General features: G+C 70.4%; 15 protein-coding genes. 3 read left to right on the forward strand and 12 right to left on the reverse strand.

Translation table 11 applies throughout. The features are described 5' to 3' along the window. Positions 1-35: 35 nt before the first annotated feature. The 5 genes from M3673_RS07425 to M3673_RS07445 all read right to left on the reverse strand — a co-directional run bounded on the left by M3673_RS07425 (position 36) and on the right by M3673_RS07445 (position 4,878). Entirely contained in the window at positions 36-638 is a 603-nt protein-coding gene (locus M3673_RS07425) for a hypothetical protein (protein ID WP_251532734.1), read from the reverse strand. A gap of 505 nt (positions 639-1,143) precedes the next feature. Further along, complete coding sequence (locus M3673_RS07430) at positions 1,144-2,073, reverse strand: HEPN domain-containing protein (RefSeq protein ID WP_251532735.1); 930 nt, start codon at positions 2,071-2,073, stop codon at positions 1,144-1,146. 119 nt (positions 2,074-2,192) lie between these two features. Continuing rightward, on the reverse strand, positions 2,193-3,413 hold the full coding sequence (locus M3673_RS07435) for a DUF262 domain-containing protein (RefSeq protein WP_251532736.1): 1,221 nt from the start codon (positions 3,411-3,413) through the stop codon (positions 2,193-2,195). A 384-nt stretch (positions 3,414-3,797) separates the two neighbouring features. Then, positions 3,798-4,439: a DUF998 domain-containing protein gene (locus tag M3673_RS07440; RefSeq protein ID WP_251532737.1), complete on the reverse strand. Its 642-nt coding sequence runs from the start codon at positions 4,437-4,439 to the stop codon at positions 3,798-3,800. A gap of 58 nt (positions 4,440-4,497) precedes the next feature. After that, on the reverse strand, positions 4,498-4,878 hold the full coding sequence (locus tag M3673_RS07445; protein WP_251532738.1) for a dihydrofolate reductase family protein: 381 nt from the start codon (positions 4,876-4,878) through the stop codon (positions 4,498-4,500). 105 nt (positions 4,879-4,983) lie between these two features. Between M3673_RS07445 and M3673_RS07450 the strand changes: the two genes are divergently transcribed. After that, positions 4,984-5,322, forward strand: coding sequence for a hypothetical protein (locus M3673_RS07450; RefSeq protein WP_251532739.1), 339 nt, complete (start codon positions 4,984-4,986; stop codon positions 5,320-5,322). Between the two features lie 236 nt (positions 5,323-5,558). Here the strand turns inward: M3673_RS07450 and M3673_RS07455 are convergent, their stop codons facing one another. From M3673_RS07455 to M3673_RS07470, 4 genes are read right to left on the reverse strand one after another with little or no spacing between them, the layout of a single operon-like run. Beyond that, a complete protein-coding gene (locus M3673_RS07455; RefSeq protein ID WP_251532740.1) occupies positions 5,559-7,028 on the reverse strand; it encodes a dihydroorotase family protein in 1,470 nt (489 codons plus the stop codon). Between the two features lie 11 nt (positions 7,029-7,039). Then, on the reverse strand, positions 7,040-8,479 hold the full coding sequence (locus M3673_RS07460; RefSeq protein ID WP_251532741.1) for an MmgE/PrpD family protein: 1,440 nt from the start codon (positions 8,477-8,479) through the stop codon (positions 7,040-7,042). Then, the gene (locus tag M3673_RS07465; RefSeq protein WP_251532742.1) at positions 8,476-9,426 is read right to left on the reverse strand and encodes a cyclase family protein; all 951 of its coding nucleotides are present in this window, start codon (positions 9,424-9,426) and stop codon (positions 8,476-8,478) included. The genes M3673_RS07460 and M3673_RS07465 overlap by 4 nt, the downstream gene beginning before the upstream one ends. Continuing rightward, positions 9,423-10,592 (reverse strand): CaiB/BaiF CoA-transferase family protein, encoded by a 1,170-nt coding sequence (locus tag M3673_RS07470; RefSeq protein WP_251532801.1) that lies wholly within the window; start codon positions 10,590-10,592, stop codon positions 9,423-9,425. The genes M3673_RS07465 and M3673_RS07470 overlap by 4 nt, the downstream gene beginning before the upstream one ends. A 241-nt stretch (positions 10,593-10,833) precedes the next feature. On the opposite strand from M3673_RS07470, the gene M3673_RS07475 reads away from it, so the two are divergent. After that, on the forward strand, positions 10,834-12,366 hold the full coding sequence (locus M3673_RS07475) for an MmgE/PrpD family protein (protein ID WP_251532743.1): 1,533 nt from the start codon (positions 10,834-10,836) through the stop codon (positions 12,364-12,366). 99 nt (positions 12,367-12,465) lie between these two features. Here the strand turns inward: M3673_RS07475 and M3673_RS07480 are convergent, their stop codons facing one another. The 3 genes from M3673_RS07480 to M3673_RS07490 form a co-directional block, all read right to left on the reverse strand. Next, a complete protein-coding gene (locus M3673_RS07480; RefSeq protein ID WP_251532744.1) occupies positions 12,466-12,810 on the reverse strand; it encodes a hypothetical protein in 345 nt (114 codons plus the stop codon). Between the two features lie 203 nt (positions 12,811-13,013). Next, positions 13,014-14,255 carry an acyl-CoA desaturase gene (locus tag M3673_RS07485; protein WP_193661855.1) on the reverse strand — a complete coding sequence of 414 codons (1,242 nt, stop codon included), beginning with the start codon at positions 14,253-14,255 and terminating at the stop codon, positions 13,014-13,016. 75 nt (positions 14,256-14,330) lie between these two features. Continuing rightward, positions 14,331-15,536, reverse strand: a complete 1,206-nt coding sequence (locus tag M3673_RS07490; protein ID WP_251532745.1) for a ferredoxin reductase — start codon at positions 15,534-15,536, stop codon at positions 14,331-14,333. Between the two features lie 136 nt (positions 15,537-15,672). On the opposite strand from M3673_RS07490, the gene M3673_RS07495 reads away from it, so the two are divergent. Further along, positions 15,673-16,854: a CdaR family transcriptional regulator gene (locus M3673_RS07495; protein ID WP_251532746.1), complete on the forward strand. Its 1,182-nt coding sequence runs from the start codon at positions 15,673-15,675 to the stop codon at positions 16,852-16,854. Positions 16,855-17,001 lie beyond the last annotated feature (147 nt).

Raw genomic sequence — 17,001 nt, forward strand, 5'->3', positions numbered from 1 at the left:
TCCATGCTCGCGTGCAGAACGACGGGAAGCCCAGGTCAGACCGCTCTGGGGCGTCGCAGATCGCGTTTGCAGTCCTCTATGAGCCGCAGGCGAAGGATCCAATACTGCTCCTTCCATGCAACCCACTCGGAACTAGCCACAGCGGTGCCTCGGGGTACTCCTCCCGACCGCAGGTGCTGCCAAAGCGCTTCGGCGCTCGACGCGGTCCCATCCGTTGCGTTGAGTCTCAATTCTTCGACTGCCGTTTGTCCTTCGATCCCTGAAAGGGCACGCAATTCCGCTGCATACTGCTCGTCGTCAAGCGACCGCTCACGCCTATGCTGCCTCAGCCTCCGTATGTCGTCGTACAGGACATGTGTGGTGACCAAGAGCGCGCTAAAGGCCTTCTGGCGCCTGTCGAGCACGGCACTGTCCCAGCGTCCTGTCATCTCTATGTTGAGTTTGTCCAACTCGCGTTGGTGTCTTTGTTTCTCAACCTTCGCGTCGAACCACGACTTGACCGCTACGGCGAGCAGAGTTGCCGCGGCAGCAATGCAGGCGCCGAGCAACGTGTAGATTGCGTTGTTTGAGTTGTCAGTTGACCGCCCCACATCCGCAACCGCGACCAGGTGATGAGTGGCGGGGCCGTCGATCATCATAGTTCTCTCGTCTCGCTGGGGAATTCGGGCAGCCCGCTGCATCCAAGCACGTGGGAGCGCTCAGCAGAAGTGATGCAAGCCAGCTCGCGATCGAAGTGCGTAGCAGGTCCGGAGGAGTGACCAGTGCCTGCCTCATACGACTGACCGACATCGCGCGGGGACCTGGTCCGCAGGCACGGGATGGACGGCGGAAGTTACGTTCATATGTGGGCCCACATCGCCCGCCGTCCGCCTGAAGGCGTATGCCGTGGCTCGTGGCCCAGACGGCAGGGCGCACAGCATTGACCTCTGTTCGGGCGCACGGTGGTCGACGCCGCGTCATCATGGGCACAGCTGGCGCAAAGACTCATGCTGCCGACTCGATAAGCGGCGGAAATCTCTACCTGCCTCGGCGGCCGATCGCCACACGCATGACTTATGAGGCCGCGTCACGCTTCGGGCGGGAACTTGCCACTCCACGCACGAGGGTGCTGAGTTCCTCAGCTCTCGGTGACGAATGGAAGGGTCAAGCCAGTACCCGCCGGGCGGATTCAGGCAGTGGGATGATCTCGCTCGCCTTCGTTACGGGACGTGACAATCTGATCCCGACGCTCGCGCCGACCAGCCCGGTTGGAACCGTGACCCCCTCGCATACAACCTCTTCGACGACGACGGCGATTGTCGACCTGCCGCCCGCTGCCGCAAAGAGATCGCCAGGCTGGATCTCGCACGGGAGGCAATAGAAGCAGGCGATCTGCTTTTGGTATAGGGCATATGGCCTACCCAGTGAACGCCGCGCTGGCGGAGGTCCGAACGACGTAACGTAACGTAAAGTCGCACTCGCGACCGCATCGTACAACGCCGCACAGAATGCCTCGACTACTGCGACATACGCCTCAAGAAGTTCAAGAGACAACAAATCGCTCGCACTTCCGTGCGCCAACGCGTTGCGCCTCTCCGCGAGATCATCGATCACAAACGTCGAAGCCCCCTCAGTGGGAAAATGCGCCTTCATCGCATTTGTAAGGGTCGGCGACGTCTTTACCCCATCGACATCAATGCCCGCGCGAGCGAATATAAACCTTATCTGTTCCCATCGGAAGTTCGCCGTGTGCCGCGAGAAAACGCGGGTCTGCATCGGTATCGGGAGTCGTCCCTGCAGTGTCCGGTGCAGCCCCTCGGCCAGTTCGAGTTGAGTGAGCTGTCCGTTATAACGGTCGTTTGCGATGGCAGTCAGAACTTCTGCGCTAACGCTGGAGTAGCTGGCGAGCACGCTCTTCGGGAGAAGGTTGTAGTTGAAACAGCACTCGAGGTACGTCTCGACGGCATCCTCTACTAGGCGTTCGACGTAATTTTCCAGCGCTCCATATAGTCCGACGATGAGTCCGCCATTAACGAACCGACGAACATCAGCGGTTGCTGGCACCTTCTGTTGGAAGTCTTCGATCGCGCGCACACCGGGATACTTGCGAGTATGAGGGTTCAGCCAGGGGCGCAAGGCGTCGACCGCCGACGCGAGGCCCAAGTTTCGGCGCAGAGCTTGTGTTGTAGCTTCAAGCTCTGTCAGGTTTGATCTCATGCCCTCGTGTCGTAGGCACCAGAACGGAGCACCTTGGAGACGAGATCTTCCACCAGTTCATCCCGCTCCCGCAAGTTCGACATGTTCGTCGTCCGCGCGTCGAACGACGCGAAGTGTTGCTCGTAGAAGACCGGCATCGCGTCTCGGAAGTTGGGCGCCAGATTGCGCAGGGCTTGAGCGTCGTCCAGGTGTTGACTGAAGACAAACATAATCGCGTCGTAAGCAGTTGTCGTTGGGCGTGCGAGCCAGCCCCACTTCTCGTTACGGAAGCGCCAAAGCCAAAAAGCTCGCTCGCCCAAGACATCGTAAACAAGGCCAACGGTCTCTTTGAAGAGCGATTCGAGGGCAAGGAGTACACCTTGCGGCAGCAAGTTGCCCTGACGGAGGTACGCGTCAAGGAACGTACGAAGCGCGCCGCCACCGATTCGCTGACGTTGTCGGTGCGCGAAGAAGCGCAGCACCAACTCAACGTCGCCCATGGTCTGATAGTCGCTGTTGGCACGAAGCGCCGGTGAAATTCTCCCTGAGACGATCTCCGCGTCGTCTGGAGCGGGAATGCCCCACATCGCACATAGGTTAGGATTACGCGACAGTGCAATACACAGTTGATTCAGGGGCCCGTTGTGAATCGCATTCCGCGATTCTTGTTCCTTTAGGCGTTCACCACCGCTGTTGATGCGCTCAAAGACGAGCTGCTTCAGCCGCTGAGCCTCCTCTGGCGTGCTAGCCGTCTCGCGTAGAAGGATAATCGACGAAAGATAGCGACGGTCGATACCGCGCCTAACCTGCTCTGGAAGGTTGGAGTAGCTCCGGCCATTAAGTTCCGGCCACTCGGCCAAGCCTGACAGCGTCAACTCGTCCCGATAGAACGTGGAGATCGCAGTCAAGCGTTGAAGTCCGTCCATGACTTCGTAGTGGGAGTACTCGTCCTCGTACAGAAAGATGGGCGGAACGGGCACGTTCATAATGAACGATTCGATGAGCGACGACTGCCGTTCTGGCGACCAGCGGTGCCTGCGTTGAAATTCAGGATTTAGCTCGTAGTCGGAACTCGAGACCATTCCAGCGATTGTGTTGAGCGGGTAGCGCGCCTGCTCGGTAACAATGCGGACCTCGCCGGAGACGTACTTTCTATTGATCGACTCATCGGACGCCCTCGATGGCGACAAGTCGCGGATCTTGAAGTCGAGCTTCTCGCCTGGGAACAGGTCTACCACCAAACACTCCTTTGCCACGGCTCGGGACCGAAGCGCCGGAGGCGCATGACCCGTCTGGCGACAGGTTAACGGTGTGGCCCGCCTGCCAGCCCGTTCTTACGGTTCCGATCGCGGTCGGCGGCGCCTCGGGAATCAACGGTTGAGACGAGCGTCCACATCGATGCCGCGATCGCCAACAAGGGCTCACGCCCGAGTACGCCCGATACGCGTCCCAGATGGAGCGTCATGAGGTGGCGATCGGACACGCCCATAGTGGGCGGAATGACGCGGCCACGGCGAGCCTGCTGGCTGGCTCGGGGGCGGGTGATGACAGCGAGCCGCTGACCGCCTTTGCCCACGCCACCAGCGCTTGGTGCTACTGCATTGCGGCTGGTGGGAACACCGTCAGCGCTGAGTCAAAGGAACGGCGCTTCTCCGCATGCCAGTCCAGGCGACGATTGCAAGCGCGACGAGGACGGGCCACAGCGCCAGACGTTCGAGCAGGCCGGAGATTGTGCCCTCGCCGGACAGGACGAACGCTGCCGCGGCGGCGGCCGTCACCGCGCCCGTCGCGAGCAGGCCCCTCGCCAGTCGCGGGTCGCGGCGCCGCAGACGTGCACCGAGGACCAGCAGGGCGACCGGCTGCGCCACGAAAAGTGGCGTCGCGGCCAGGGCGTGCAGGGTGGCGTCCCGATCAAGAGGCGCGAGGCCCGTGGCCACCGAGCTCAGCCCGGAGACCGCCAGCAGCGCGGTGACCCACCAGCCGAGTGATCGGGTGAGGAGTAACGCGCCGACGGCCAGCAGTAGCCCGAAGCCGATGAAGGAGAGGTTCATCAGCTCGTGGCGCGGTGAGCAGTACGCGGCGGTGCAGCCCACCTCGCCGAGGCGGCTGACCGAGTCAGCGACGAAGCTGTAGCCGCCGGTGGTCGCTGCGGCGACGATGAACTCGGTGGCGATGTAGGCGGGCCGCACGAGCAGCGCGACCGCACCCCAGCCAGCGGCGGCGTGGGCGGCCCGGCCGGGGCGGCGTACGGGTGGGCTTGGCACGCGCACACGGTAGGCGCGGGGTGGGTCCGGTGGCGTTGCGGACCGGTCGGGTGGACGGTCAGTCGCGCCAGAAGAGGTGGTGGACCACGCCGCTGGGGCTGGGGACGACGTCGCGGTGGTAGCGGTCGAGGAGGTCGTCGGGCGAGGTCCATAGTCGGGAGCCGCCGCCGATCTCGATCGGGGCGACCGCGACGTGGAGGGTGTCGACCAGGCCGGCGTCGAGGAACTGGCGCACGGTGTCGGCGCCGCCGCCGAGGCGGACGTCCTTGCCGTCCGCGGCGTCGAGGGCCTGGGCTAGCACCGACGCGAGGTCGCCGCTGACGAAGTGGAACGTCGTGTCGCCCAGGGTGAAGGAGGGGCGCGGGTGGTGGGTCATGACGAAGACCGGGGTGTGGAAAGGGTCGACGGCGTGGAGCCACTTCGGGTCCTGCGGCTGCACGACGATGCTCTGGTTGCCGAACAGTCCGGCCTCGTCGAAGGCGTCGCCCTCCCTCGCGACCCGCTCCGCCCAATCTGCGCACCTCGAACCCCTAGGGTCGAGCCTGTGAACCAGAAGCTCGCGGGCCTCACCACTGTCCTCTCCCTCTGCGCCGCCCTGGGCATGAACGGTGCTCCCGCTTCGGCCGCCGAGGCCGACACCCGCCCGTGCGTGACCAAGGGCGAGTACAAGGCGATCAAGAAGGGCAACACGTTGGCGCGTGTGCACGACGTCTTCGACACCAAGGGCAAGGTGCTCTTCCAGAACCCCGGCACCGTCACCAACGGGGCTCGCGAGTACCCCACGTGCAAGGGGTCGGGGCTCGGGTCGAAGGTCCAGGTGCAGTACAACAACTACGCCGCCCAGGGCGGGCCGTTTCGCGTGGTCCACATCGACGACTACTGAGTCCTCGTCCCCCGGCAGGGCCTGACGCTCGCCCGGTTGATCGGCGCGCTGCGTAGGCGAGTGGTTTCGAGACGCTCGCTGGCGCTCGCTCCTCAACCACCGGGGCGGTTCGTGGTTTCGAGACGCTCGCTGGCGCTCGCTCCTCAACCACCGGGTCGGGGTGGGTACTGGGTGGGGTGGGGCGGCGTACCGAGGTCGTGGTGTGGGGGGCCGGACCTCGGCACGCCGCGGCTGGGTCAGGCGGGGTTGCCGGAGCGGCGGACGAACTGGCCGCGGGGGGAGCCGACGACGTCGCCGTCCTGGAGCACGGCGGAGCCTCGCAGGTAGGTGTCGGTGACGCGGGCGGTGAGCTCGAAGCCCTCGAAGGGGGTGTACTCCTGGGTGGAGAGGGAGTCGGCGGCGTGCACCTCGTAGGTGACGTCGTCGTCGACGAGGCAGAAGTCGGCGTCCTTGCCGACGGCCAGGTCGCCCTTCTGCTTCAGGCCGAAGCGCTCGGCGGGGTTGCGGGCGGTGAGCTCGGCGACGGCGCCGTAGGACAGGCCGCGGCGGCGGCCCTCGGTGAGCAGGGCGGGCAGGAGGTACTCCGTGCCGCCGAAGCCCGACTTGGCCAGGAAGACGTCGTCCTTCGGGTCGCCGAACTTCGTCTCCTCCTTGCAGCAGGCGTGGTCGGAGGTGACCCAGGAGAAGTGGCCGGCGAGCAGGTGCTCCCACAGCGAGTCGACGTCCTCGGGCGAGCGCAGCGGCGGGTTGACCTTGCCGCCGAGGTTGGCGGTGGTGAAGTCGGCGACGAGGTGGCCGACGGTGACCTCGCGGCGGAAGTCGATGTGGGGGAAGGTCGACTGCATCATCATCGCCGCCTCGATCGCCTTGCGCGAGGTGAGGTGGAGCAGGTTGATGTTGGGCAGCTCGGTCTCGTGGGCGAGGTAGGAGGCGATGGTGATCGCCAGGCCCTCGGAGTGCGGCGGGCGCGAGGCGCTGTAGGCCTCCAGGCCGGTGAGCGTGCCGTCCTTCTCCACCAGCTTGGTGTAGGCCCGCATGATCTCGGCGGTCTCGCAGTGCAGCGAGAGCGAGATGGCGTCGCGGTCCTGGGCGAAGCGCTCGTCGTTGCGGGCCTGCTGGATGCCGCGCATCACGAACTCGAAGTGGGCCAGGTCGTAGGACTGGTCCTCGGGCAGCATGAGGAACGAGCCCTGGTCGGCCGAGCGGCCGTGCAGGCCGTGGCTGCCGTAGAACATGAAAATCTTGAACGACGGCACCCCGAAGTCCTCGATCATCATCGGGATCTCCTCGATGTGCTCCTCGAGGATCGGCGCCACGTGGAAGGCGTAGTCGACGTAGGCCCGGCCGTCGGTGGCGGCCAGGACGTCGGGGAAGACCTCGCGGTAGGGGCCCGAGCGGTTCATGTAGTAGGCGCCCGTGCGGATGTAGGTGATGCCGGAGGTCACGCCGCCCTGCGCGGAGGCGCGGCTCTCGCTCTCGGCGTCCTCGCCCAGCTCGTTGTAGATGCCCCAGTGCTGGTGGACGTCGACGACGCCGGGGAAGAGCAGCTTGCCGCCCGCGTCGAGCACCTCGGCGCCGGTCGTGTCGAGGCCGGCCTCGACGGCGGCGAAGACGCCGTCCTTCACCGCGACGTCGAGCCGCTCGGGCTCGGCGTGGCCGGGGCGCACCACGCGCGCGTTCGTGATCACCAGGTCGTAGTCGCTCATGAGGTCACCCTTCACTTCGTGCTGTCGGTCGTGGTCATGGGGTCCACCGAGGTCAGCGGCGCGAGCACCGCGCCGATGTCGGTGCAGGTCTCCAGCGCGGCGCACGCCTCGGCGAGTGCGTCGACCTGGTCGTCGGCCAGCGTGCGGCCGGCGTTGGCGCGGAACTTCGCGGCCAGCTCCTCGAAGGACAGCGGTCGCTGCGGCCCCCCGCGGGTGGTCAGGACCTCCTCCACCAGCTCGCGACCGTCGACCAGGTGGGCGGTCAGCACGGCGGGGAACTGCGTGGGGAAGATGTCGGTGCAGCGCTGGTCGGGCACCACGTCGACCTTGGCCATCAGGGCGCGCCGCTGCGGGTCGCGGGCCAGCTCGTCGGTGTAGTCCTCCACGCCGGCGCCGAGCCCGGCGCCGCCGAGCAGGCCGACGGCCACGGCGTACGGTCCGGAGAACTGCGCCATGTAGCCCGTCTCCGGGGTGCGCTTGACCTCGATCGGCTCCCCGATCGTGCGCAGGTTGGGCGCCGGCACCCCGAGCACCAGCCGCTCCACGTCGTCAGGGCGTACGCCGCGGGCGCGCAGCCGCCCGGCGGCGTCGACCGCGGCGTGGGTGAAGTGGTTGGCGGGGTAGGGCTTGAAGAAGATGTCGGGCACCGCCCACGTCTCCCCCAGGCCGTCGACGACCGCGGCGGCGTCGAAGCGCCCGTGCAGCCAGGCCTGGTAGAAGCCGAAGCGGCCCTCCAGCACCGTCGGCGGGCCGGTGAGGCCGAAGGAGACCAGCTCGGCGGCCGAGACCGCGGCGTGGGCGGCCCAGCCGCAGTGCAGCCGCTTGACCGTGCCGCCGGTGCGGTTGGCCTCGATGATGCCCGAGGCCATGGAGGCCGCGACCCCGAGGCTGTCGACCACCGCGTCGGCCTTGCCTCCGGCGAGGACGGTCGCGGCGACCGCGCCGCCCATCGCGCCGCAGATGGAGGTGGCGTGCTGGCCGTGCTCGAAGAAGGTGGAGTTCTTCGCCGCCCGGTCGTAGCCGGCCATGCCCAGGCGCACGCAGGTCTCCAGGCCCAGCGCGATCGCGCGCACCAGCTCCTGCCCGCCGGCGCCCGCGCGCTCGGCGGCGGCCAGCGCGACCGGCACGACCGTGGCGCTGGGGTGCAGCACCGAGGGCAGGTGGGTGTCGTCGTAGTCGAGGGAGTGGGCGAGCACGCCGTTGACGAACGCCGCCAGCCCGGCCGGCAGCCCCTCGGGCACCCCCACGGCCGAGGCCGCGGCGTGGCCGCCCTGGCTGCGCGCCCACGCGCGGGCCGCGCGGCTGGTCTCCAGCGGGGCCGCGGCCACCGCGATGCCGACGGTGTCGAGCACGCGCTTGCGCACGCTGTCGACCACGGCCTCGGGCAGGGCGTCGAAGGTCGTGGCCTCGGCGAAGGCGCCGAGCTGCTGGGCCAGGGTCGCGTCGCTCACGAGGCGGCTCCGCTCTGGCTCTGGCTCTGGTCCTGGGTCTGGGTGTCGCTGGAGCGCAGGGCGAGGGGGCGCACCGGGGAGCCGGTGGCGCCGAAGATGTTCATCGGCACGAGGACGAACGTGAACTCCGCCCACCCGGCCGAGGCCAGGCCCTCGAGGTCGAGCGCCTCGACGATGTAGATGCCCGCCTCGACCAGCAGCACCCGGTGGGCCGGCAGCAGCGCGTGGCCGCCGCCCGGCGCGAGCCGCTCGAAGGCGATGGTGTCGGCGCCCGCGGCGTGCACCCCGCGCTCGGCCAGCCACACGGCGCCGGCCTCCCCGACCCCCGGCACGCCCGAGGCGCCCCCGACGTACGCCGCGCCCTCGGCGAAGCGCGCGCCCCAGCCGCTGCGGATCAGCACGACATCGCCCGCGCCGACGGTGACGCCGGCGCGCTCGGCGGTGGCCTCGAGGTCGGCGACGGTGATCTCGTAGCCGCCCTCGCAGTGGGTGAGGCCGAGGTGGCCCGCGACGTCGAGCAGCACGCCGCGGCGCAGCATCGGCGCGATGGTGTGCACGCCGTGCTCCTCGTACTTGCCGCCGACGCAGGCCGCGGCCGCGTCGGCGCCGCCGTGGAGCTTGCCGTCGAAGGAGACGTGGGCCAGCGCGTCGATGTGGGTGCCGACGTGGGTGCCGGTGGTGATCATGTCGTTGGCGGCGCTGCTGCCGTCGGAGCGCACCATGTCGCCGTGGCGGCGCGGCAGGGTGTGCCAGAACTGCGGGTGGTTGGGCGACTGCGGCATGCCCACGCGCAGCTGGCGGCCCAGGTCGATCGTCTCGACCCCGGCCTGCACGGTGCGGAGCAGGTCGTCGGCGCCGGCGACCGGCGCGGGGGCCGGGGTGGCCTCGGTGCTGGCAGCGGTGGGGTCGGCGGGGGTGTGCGGGGTGGTCGTCGGGGTGTCGCTCACCGGACGGCCTCCTCTTCCTTGAGTCGGGTGATGGCCTCGGCGTCGTAGCCGAGCTCGCCGAGCACGGCGTCGGTGTCGTGGCCCAGGGCGCGGCCGGTGAAGCGGATGCGCCCGGGGGTGGCGCTCATGCGCCACATGACGTTGTGCTGGAGCAGGGGGCCGAGGTCGGGGTCGTCGACCTCGAGCAGCATCCCGGTCTCGCGCACGTGGGGGTCCTCGGTGAGGTCGCGGGAGTCGTAGACCGGCGCGATCGCGGCGCCGGCCTCGGTGAAGGCGGCCAGCACGGTCTCGCGGTCGCGCGCGGCGATCCAGGAGCCGACGTGCTCGTCGAGCAGGTCGACGTGCTCCGCGCGCCCGCCGCCGGTGGCGAACCACGGCTCGGCGATGACCTCGGGGTGGCCCACCAGCTCCATGACCCGCTCGGCGATGCGCTGGGCGCTGGTGGAGATCGCGACCCAGCGGTCGTCGGAGGTGCGGTAGGTGTTGCGGGGGGCGTTGTTGGTGGAGCGGTTGCCGTGGCGTTGGGCGATCTCGCCGGTCTGCTGGTAGACCGTCGGGCCCGGGCCGACCGCGGCCATGATCGGCTCGAGGATGCTGAGGTCGACGACCTGGCCCTCGCCGGTGCGGTCGCGGTGGCGCAGCGCCATGAGCACCGCCGAGGAGGCGGCGATGCCGCAGATGGAGTCGGCCAGGCCGAAGGCGGGCAGCGTGGGCGGGCCGTCGGCCTCGCCGGTGGCGGCCGCGAAGCCGCTCATCGCCTCGGCCAGGGTGCCGAAGCCGGCGCGGCTGCTGTAGGGCCCGCCCTGCCCGAAGCCGGTCAGCCGCGCGAGGACCAGGCCGGGGTTGTCGGCGTGCAGCACCTCGGGGCCCAGGCCCCAGCGCTCGAGGGTGCCGGGGCGGAAGTTCTCGACCAGCACGTCGGCGCTCGCGACCAGCCGGCGCAGCACCTCGGCGCCGCCGGGGGCCTTGAGGTCGACCGCGACGGTGCGCTTGTTGCGGCTGATCTCCTTCCACCACAGCGGCACGCCGTCCTTGCTGCGTCCGTGGCCGCGCATGTTGTCGCCGCCGCGGGGGTGCTCGACCTTGATCACCTCGGCGCCGTAGTCGCCGAGGATCTGGCAGCACAGCGGCCCGGCCAGGATCGTCGACACGTCGAGCACGCGCAGGCCGGCGAGCGGTCCGTCGGTGGCGTCGACGGCAGTGTCGACCGCGGTGTCGACCGCGGTGTCGACGGCGGTGTCGACGGCGGGTGCGCCGTCGGGGCGGGGGTGGGAGTCAGACACGCAGCATCCGTTTCGCTGGAAGAAACGTTCGGGATCGAGACGTCACTCTAACCGGAACGGTCCGATCCGTGAAGGGGCTGCCTTCTGCCGCCCTGCCAGCCGAAGCGCGCGCTACGGTGGGCGCATGATCGATCCGGAGCCGTTCCTACTGGCGGAACGCACCCGCGACGCCATCGGCGATCTCGTCGCCGCGGTCACCGTCGCGTACGACGACCTGCCCGCCCCGGTCGCGGCGCGACTGCCCGTGGTGCTCACCGACCTGGTGGGCGTGGCGGCCGCGGGGCTGCGCACCCCGGAGCTGCGCGCCCTGCTCGCGGCGTGGCCGCTGGCGCCGGGCCCAAACCCGCTGCCGGGCAGCGACGCGCGCACCACCCCGGAGACCGCGGCGCTGCTCACCGCGGCCGCCGCCTGCTCCCAGGAGCTCGACGAGGGCAACAAGCACGCCGCCGGCCACCCGGCCGTCCACGTCGTGCCCGCCGCGCTCGCCGCCGCGCAGCAGGCCGGTCGACCCGTGGGCGGGCGCGACTTCCTCGCCGCGGTCGCCGGGGGCTACGAGGTGGCCGCCCGCTTCGGCCACGCCGTGCGCCGTGACCCCGCCTGGCACACCCACGGCCACTGGGGCGCCACCGGCGCGGCCTACGCCGCCGCCCGCATCCTCGGCGCCACGACCGCGCAGGTCGCCGCCGCCGTCGACGCCGCCACCGGGCTGATGGGCGTCACCCCGTGGTCGGCCGTGCTCGCCGGCGACGTCACCCGCAACCTGTGGGCCGGGCAGGCCGCCCTCGCCGGCCTGTCGGCCGCCCACCTCGCCCGGGCCGGGCTGGCCGCCAACCGCGGCGGCGCCGCGGCCGCCTTCGCCCTGCTCGGCGGACTCGAGCCCGACCTGCTGCTCGACGGGCTCGACCGCGGGGCGGACGGCCGGGCAGACGGTCGGTCAGACGGCCGGATGGGCGACGGGTCGGGGGACGTGGCCGGCCCACGGTGGCTGGCCGCCGAGGGCTACCTCAAGCAGCACGCCGCCTGCTCCTACACCCACGCCGCGATCGACCTCGTGCTCGCGCTGCGTGCCGCCGCGGGCGAGGGCTCGGCGTCCGGGACCGCGGCCGGCGGGGCTCCACCGGCCGGCTCGGCCGCGGGCGCGGGCTCCGCGGGCGGCGCGGGCGCGCCGCGCGGCTGGGACGCGGGCGACGTGCTCGGCGTACGCGTCGTGATCCACTCGCTGGCCGCTCCCCTGCTCCAGCGCCACCCGGCCAACCGGCTGGCCGCGATGTTCTCGCTGCCCTTCGCCGTGGCCACCGCGGCGGTCAGCGGGGCCGTGACGCCCGCGACGATGGAGCCCGGCACCCCCGCCTTCGCCGCGGCCGAGGCCTTCAGCGACCGCGTGCACGTCGAGGTCTCCGCCGACCTCGACCGGTGGCTGCCCGCCCGCCGGGTCTGCGAGGTCGAGGTCGCGCTGCGCGACGGCCGCACCCTCGCCCTGGCCCAGCCCGACCCCATCGGCGACGCGCGCCACTTCCCGCTCGACGACGCCGCCCTGGTGACCAAGCTCGACGGTCTGCTCGGCCCCGGCGTCGGTGCTCCCCTGCGCGCCGCCGTCGACCGGCTCGTCGACGCCGACGACGTCGTCACCGCCTGGGCGGCCCTCCCGCTGGGGTGAGCGCGCCGCAGCGTCCTACTGACCGTTGCGACCTCTGGACGGGCGTCACGACGGTCAGGTAGTGGTCGCAACGATCGGTAAGAGGCGGGGCCGCGCGCCTCAGGTGGTCGGCGCCGCGGCGTCGATGGCCACGACCTCGGAGAAGTAGCGCCGGTGGACGTGGAGCACCTCACCGATCAGGTCGAGGCGGTGCCACAGCAGCCCGTTCGGGGGCCCGACGGCGGTCTCGCGCGGCAGCTCGGCCATGAGCGTGGCGCACGAGGTCTGCGACAGCGTGCCGGAGTCGAAGATCAGCAACCGTCGGTCGGTCGCCACGATCGTGCGGTAGCGGTCGGCGGCCTCGAGTCGGACCATGGTCTGCCCGGCGAAGGCTCCCTGCACGTGCTCGCCGGGCTCGAGGTGCTCCTGGGCGTTCTCGGTGATCTGGCGGCTCGCACGCGACACGGGTGCTCCCTGGGGTCGAAGGAGACCCCCACCGTGCCCAGGAAAGCTAAAGACCCATCTCACCCGACGGGGTGAGATGGGTCCTCGGCTGGTGCGGTGGTTTCGAGACGCTCGCTGGCGCTCGCTCCTCAACCACCGGGGCGAGGCGCTCGCCTCGACCACCGGGGCGGGGCGCTCGCCCCCGACCACCGGAGCGCGGTCGCTCAGGCGGCTTGCGTCATCTGCTTGCGGCGGGCCTGCTGGGTGAGGCGGGCCTGGGCGGCGCGGCGGACCTTGGGGCCCTTGGTGGTCATGGCCCACAGGGTCTTGAGCTGCTCAGGGGCGTTCTTGACCGTGGTGGTCTCGAGGAAGCCGTTGGGCAGCGAGAGGCGCACGACCTTGTGCCAGGCCGAGTAGACCTGGGCCGGCAGCGAGGCCTCGTGGTAGTTCAGCTCGTACTTGTCGAAGAGCGCCTTCACCTTCGGCGCGACCTCGGCGTAGCGGTTCGAGGGGAGGTCGGGGAAGAGGTGGTGCTCGATCTGGTGCGACAGGTTGCCGGTCATCAGGTGCATCGCCTTGGAGCCGGAGATGTTGGCCGAGCCGAGCATCTGGCGCAGGTACCACTCGCCGCGGGTCTCGTTCTCGGGGATCGACTTCTTCTCGAAGGTCTCGACGCCCTCGGGGAAGTGGCCGCACATGATCACCGAGTGCGACCAGACGTTGCGCACGAGGTTGGCGGTGAAGTTGGCGGCCAGGGTCGGCAGGAAGGAGCCGGTCGGCAAGGCCAGCGCCGGGTTGACCACGTAGTCCTTGGTGGCCTGCTTGCGGATCTTGCGCAGGGTGTTGGCGGCGTTCTTCTTGAAGGTCTCGCTGCGCTTGTCCTTCGGGATCGACAGGTTCTTGCCGAGCTCGAGGTCGTAGGCGGCGATGCCGTACTCGAAGAAGCAGGCGTTGATGAAGTTCCACAGCGGCTGCGCGAGGTACATCGGGATCCAGCGCTGGTCCTCGTCGACGCGCATGATGCCGTAGCCGAGGTCGTTGTCCTTGCCCACGATGTTGGTGTAGGTGTGGTGGATCTCGTTGTGCGAGTGCTTCCAGCCCTCGGCGGTCGAGGCGTTGTCCCACTCCCAGGTGGTGGAGTGGATCTTCGGGTCGCGCATCCAGTCCCACTGGCCGTGCATGACGTTGTGGCCGATCTCCATGTTCTCGAGGATCTTGGCGATCGAGAGACCCACGGTGCCGGCGACCCAGGCCGGCGGGAAGACCGAGGCCAGCAGCACCGCGCGCGAGCCCAGCTCGAGCTTGCGCTGCACGTCGACGACCTTGCGGATGTAGGCCGCGTCGCTGGCGCCGCGGTCGTCGAGCACGCTCTGACGGATCGCGTCGAGCTCCACGCCGATGGCCTCGATGTCCTCGGGGGTGAGGTGGGCGGTCGGGTTGACGGGCTGCTTGGTGATGACGGTCATGGTGCGCTCCTTCGGTGGGACGAGCGGGTGGATCAGGTGCAGGTCAGGGGGTCTCGCGGTGAGTCGGCGAGCGACTCAGTGGGTGATCTCGCACGGCCCGGCGGCCGCGCTGATGCAGGTCTGGATGTTGACGCCGTCGCCGGGCTGGGCCACGGTCAGCTCGCCGTTGCGCAGGTCGCGCACGGCGCCCTCACGCAGCGGCAGGACGCAGCCGAAGCAGACGCCCATGCGGCAGCCGCTGGGCATCAGCACGCCCGCCGACTCGGCGGCGTCGAGGATGGTGGTGGCGCCGTCGGCCTCGACGACCGTGCCGCCGCCGGTGGGGCCGGTGAAGCTCAGCGTGCCGCCCTCGCCGGTGGCCACGACCGCGGTGCGGAAGCGCTCGATGTGCAGCGGCAGACCGGCCTCGCCGTGGTGGGCCTCGAGGGCGTCGAGCAGGCCGACCGGGCCGCAGGCGTACGTCGTGCGCTCGGCCAGGTCGGGCACCAGCGCGGCCAGCCCCGTGGCGGGGTCGGCGACGTCGAGCATGCCGTCGCGGTCGGTGTGCAGCTCCACGAGGCGCAGCCGGCCCTCCGCGGCGTACTGGCGCAGCTCGTCGCCGAAGATGACCTCCGAGCGCGAGAGCGCCGAGTGCAGCAGCACGATGTCGGCGCGCACCGGGGTGGCGCGGGAGAACATGTTGCGCAGCATGCCGATGACCGGGGTGATGCCGGAGCCCGCGGTGACCATGAGCAGCTTGGTCGGCAGCGGGTCGGGCAGCACGAAGTCGCCGTCGGCCTGGCCGAGGTGGATCATCTGGCCGGGCGTGAGGTGGTGCACGAGGTGGTTGGAGACCACGCCGTCGGGGATCGCCTTGACGGTGATCGAGATGCAGCCGTCGGCGCGGGGGCCGTGGGTCAGCGAGTAGGTGCGCCACAGGCGCACGCCGTCGACGTCGACGCCCACGCGGAGGTACTGCCCCGGCACGTGACCGGCCCAGTCGCGGCCGGGCTTGAGCACGATGGTGGCCGACTGCGCGGTCTCGGGCTGCACCGCGACGACCTTGGCGCGCAGGTCGGCGCCCTTGCGCAGCGGGTGGAAGACGTCGAGGACGTCGTCGAGCTCCAGCGGCGTGACCGCGGCCTCGGCGACGCGGCGCAGGCGCTGGCGCAGCGAGGAGCGCCCGGTGGTCGGGCGCGGGCCGGTCGGCGCGGTGGTGGCGGCGCTCGCCGTCGTCGCGGCGGCGGCCGGGGCGGTGGCCTCGGTCGTCGTCTCGGCGGTGGTGGACACAGTGGCGCTCATGGGTTCCACTGTCCTACGCCAGGCCGTTAAAGTCCTGTGCCGGTGATGTGAAGTCACCGGGCTGTTTTGTTCGCAGGTGACAACTTGTGACGGTGGCCGCGTCCATGTCGGGGTTGCGGTCGGACGGGAGGGTCGGATGGTGCGCCGCATCACCCGTCGTACGGCGGGCCACGGGCTCCAGCTGCCGGCGCGTGCCGTGAGCGAGATGCGCTCGGAGCTGGCGGTCGTGGCCGACCGCGTCGTCGACGCCATCATCGCCGACGTGCCCGGCTACGAGGGCGCGCTCAGCGGCCCCATGGGCGAGAACATCCGCACCGCGGTGCAGCTGGCCCTCGGCGGCTTCCTGTCGCTGGCCAGCGGCCGGCGCGGCGTCGACCCCCGCACCCCCGCCGCGCCGTCGGTCGAGGGCGCCTACCAGCTGGGCCGCGGCGAGGCCCGCAGCGGCCGCTCGACCGACGCGCTGCTCGCGGCCTACCGGATCGGGGCCCGCGTCTCGTGGCGCGAGATGTCGGCCACCGCCGTGCGCAGCGGCATGCCGGCCGAGACGGTGGCCTCCTTCGCCGAGCTGGTCTTCGCCTACATCGACGAGCTCTCCGCGGCCAGCGTGGCCGGCCACGCCGACGAGGTCACCACCGCCGGGCGCGCCCGCCAGCGGCTGCTGGAGCGGCTGGCCCAGCACCTGCTCGACGTTGACACCCCCGTCGAGACCGTGCTCGACGCCGCCCAGCGCGCCGAGTGGGAGCCGCCCACGACGTTGACCGCCGTGCTCGTGCCCGACTCCCAGCTGCGGCCCGTGCTCTCGGCGGTGGCCGCCAGCACCCTGGTCGTGCCCGAGCCTCCCGCGCGACCCGGCGCCGACCGCGAGTCGCTCGTGCTGGTGCCCGACGCCCACGACCACCGCCGCGCGGCGCTGCTGCGCGTGCTCGGCGACCGAGGCGCGCTGGCGGGCCCGGCGCGGCCGTGGCTGGAGGTGCGCGCCTCCTACGACCGCGCCGTGCGCGCCCGCGACCTGGGCGTGGAGCTCGACACCGAGGCCCACCTCACCGCCCTCGTGCTCAGCGCCGACGCCGCGGCCCGCGCGGACCTGCGCGCCCAGGTGCTCGCGCCGCTGGGCGACCTGCGCCCGGCCACCGCCGAGAAGCTGGTCGAGACGCTGCGCTCCTGGCTGCTGCACCAGGGCCGGCGCGAGGACGTCGCCGAGGCGCTCTTCGTGCACCCGCAGACCGTGCGCTACCGCATGGGCCAGCTGCGCGAGGTCTACGGCGAGCGTCTGGAGGACCCCGACTTCGTGCTCGCCCTCACCGTCGCGCTGGGCTGAGGCACGGACGGGGCGCAGGCGGGAATCGGGCGGGGCGCGTCCTACTGACCGTTGCGACCTCTACCTGACCGTCATGACTGTCAGGTAGAGGTCGCAACGGTCGGTAACACGAGGAGCAGGGGCCGTCTCCGCGGCCGGCCCGACCGC

This window comes from Nocardioides sp. P86 (assembly GCF_023712465.1).
GTDB classification, from domain to species: Bacteria; Actinomycetota; Actinomycetes; order Propionibacteriales; family Nocardioidaceae; genus Nocardioides; species Nocardioides kribbensis.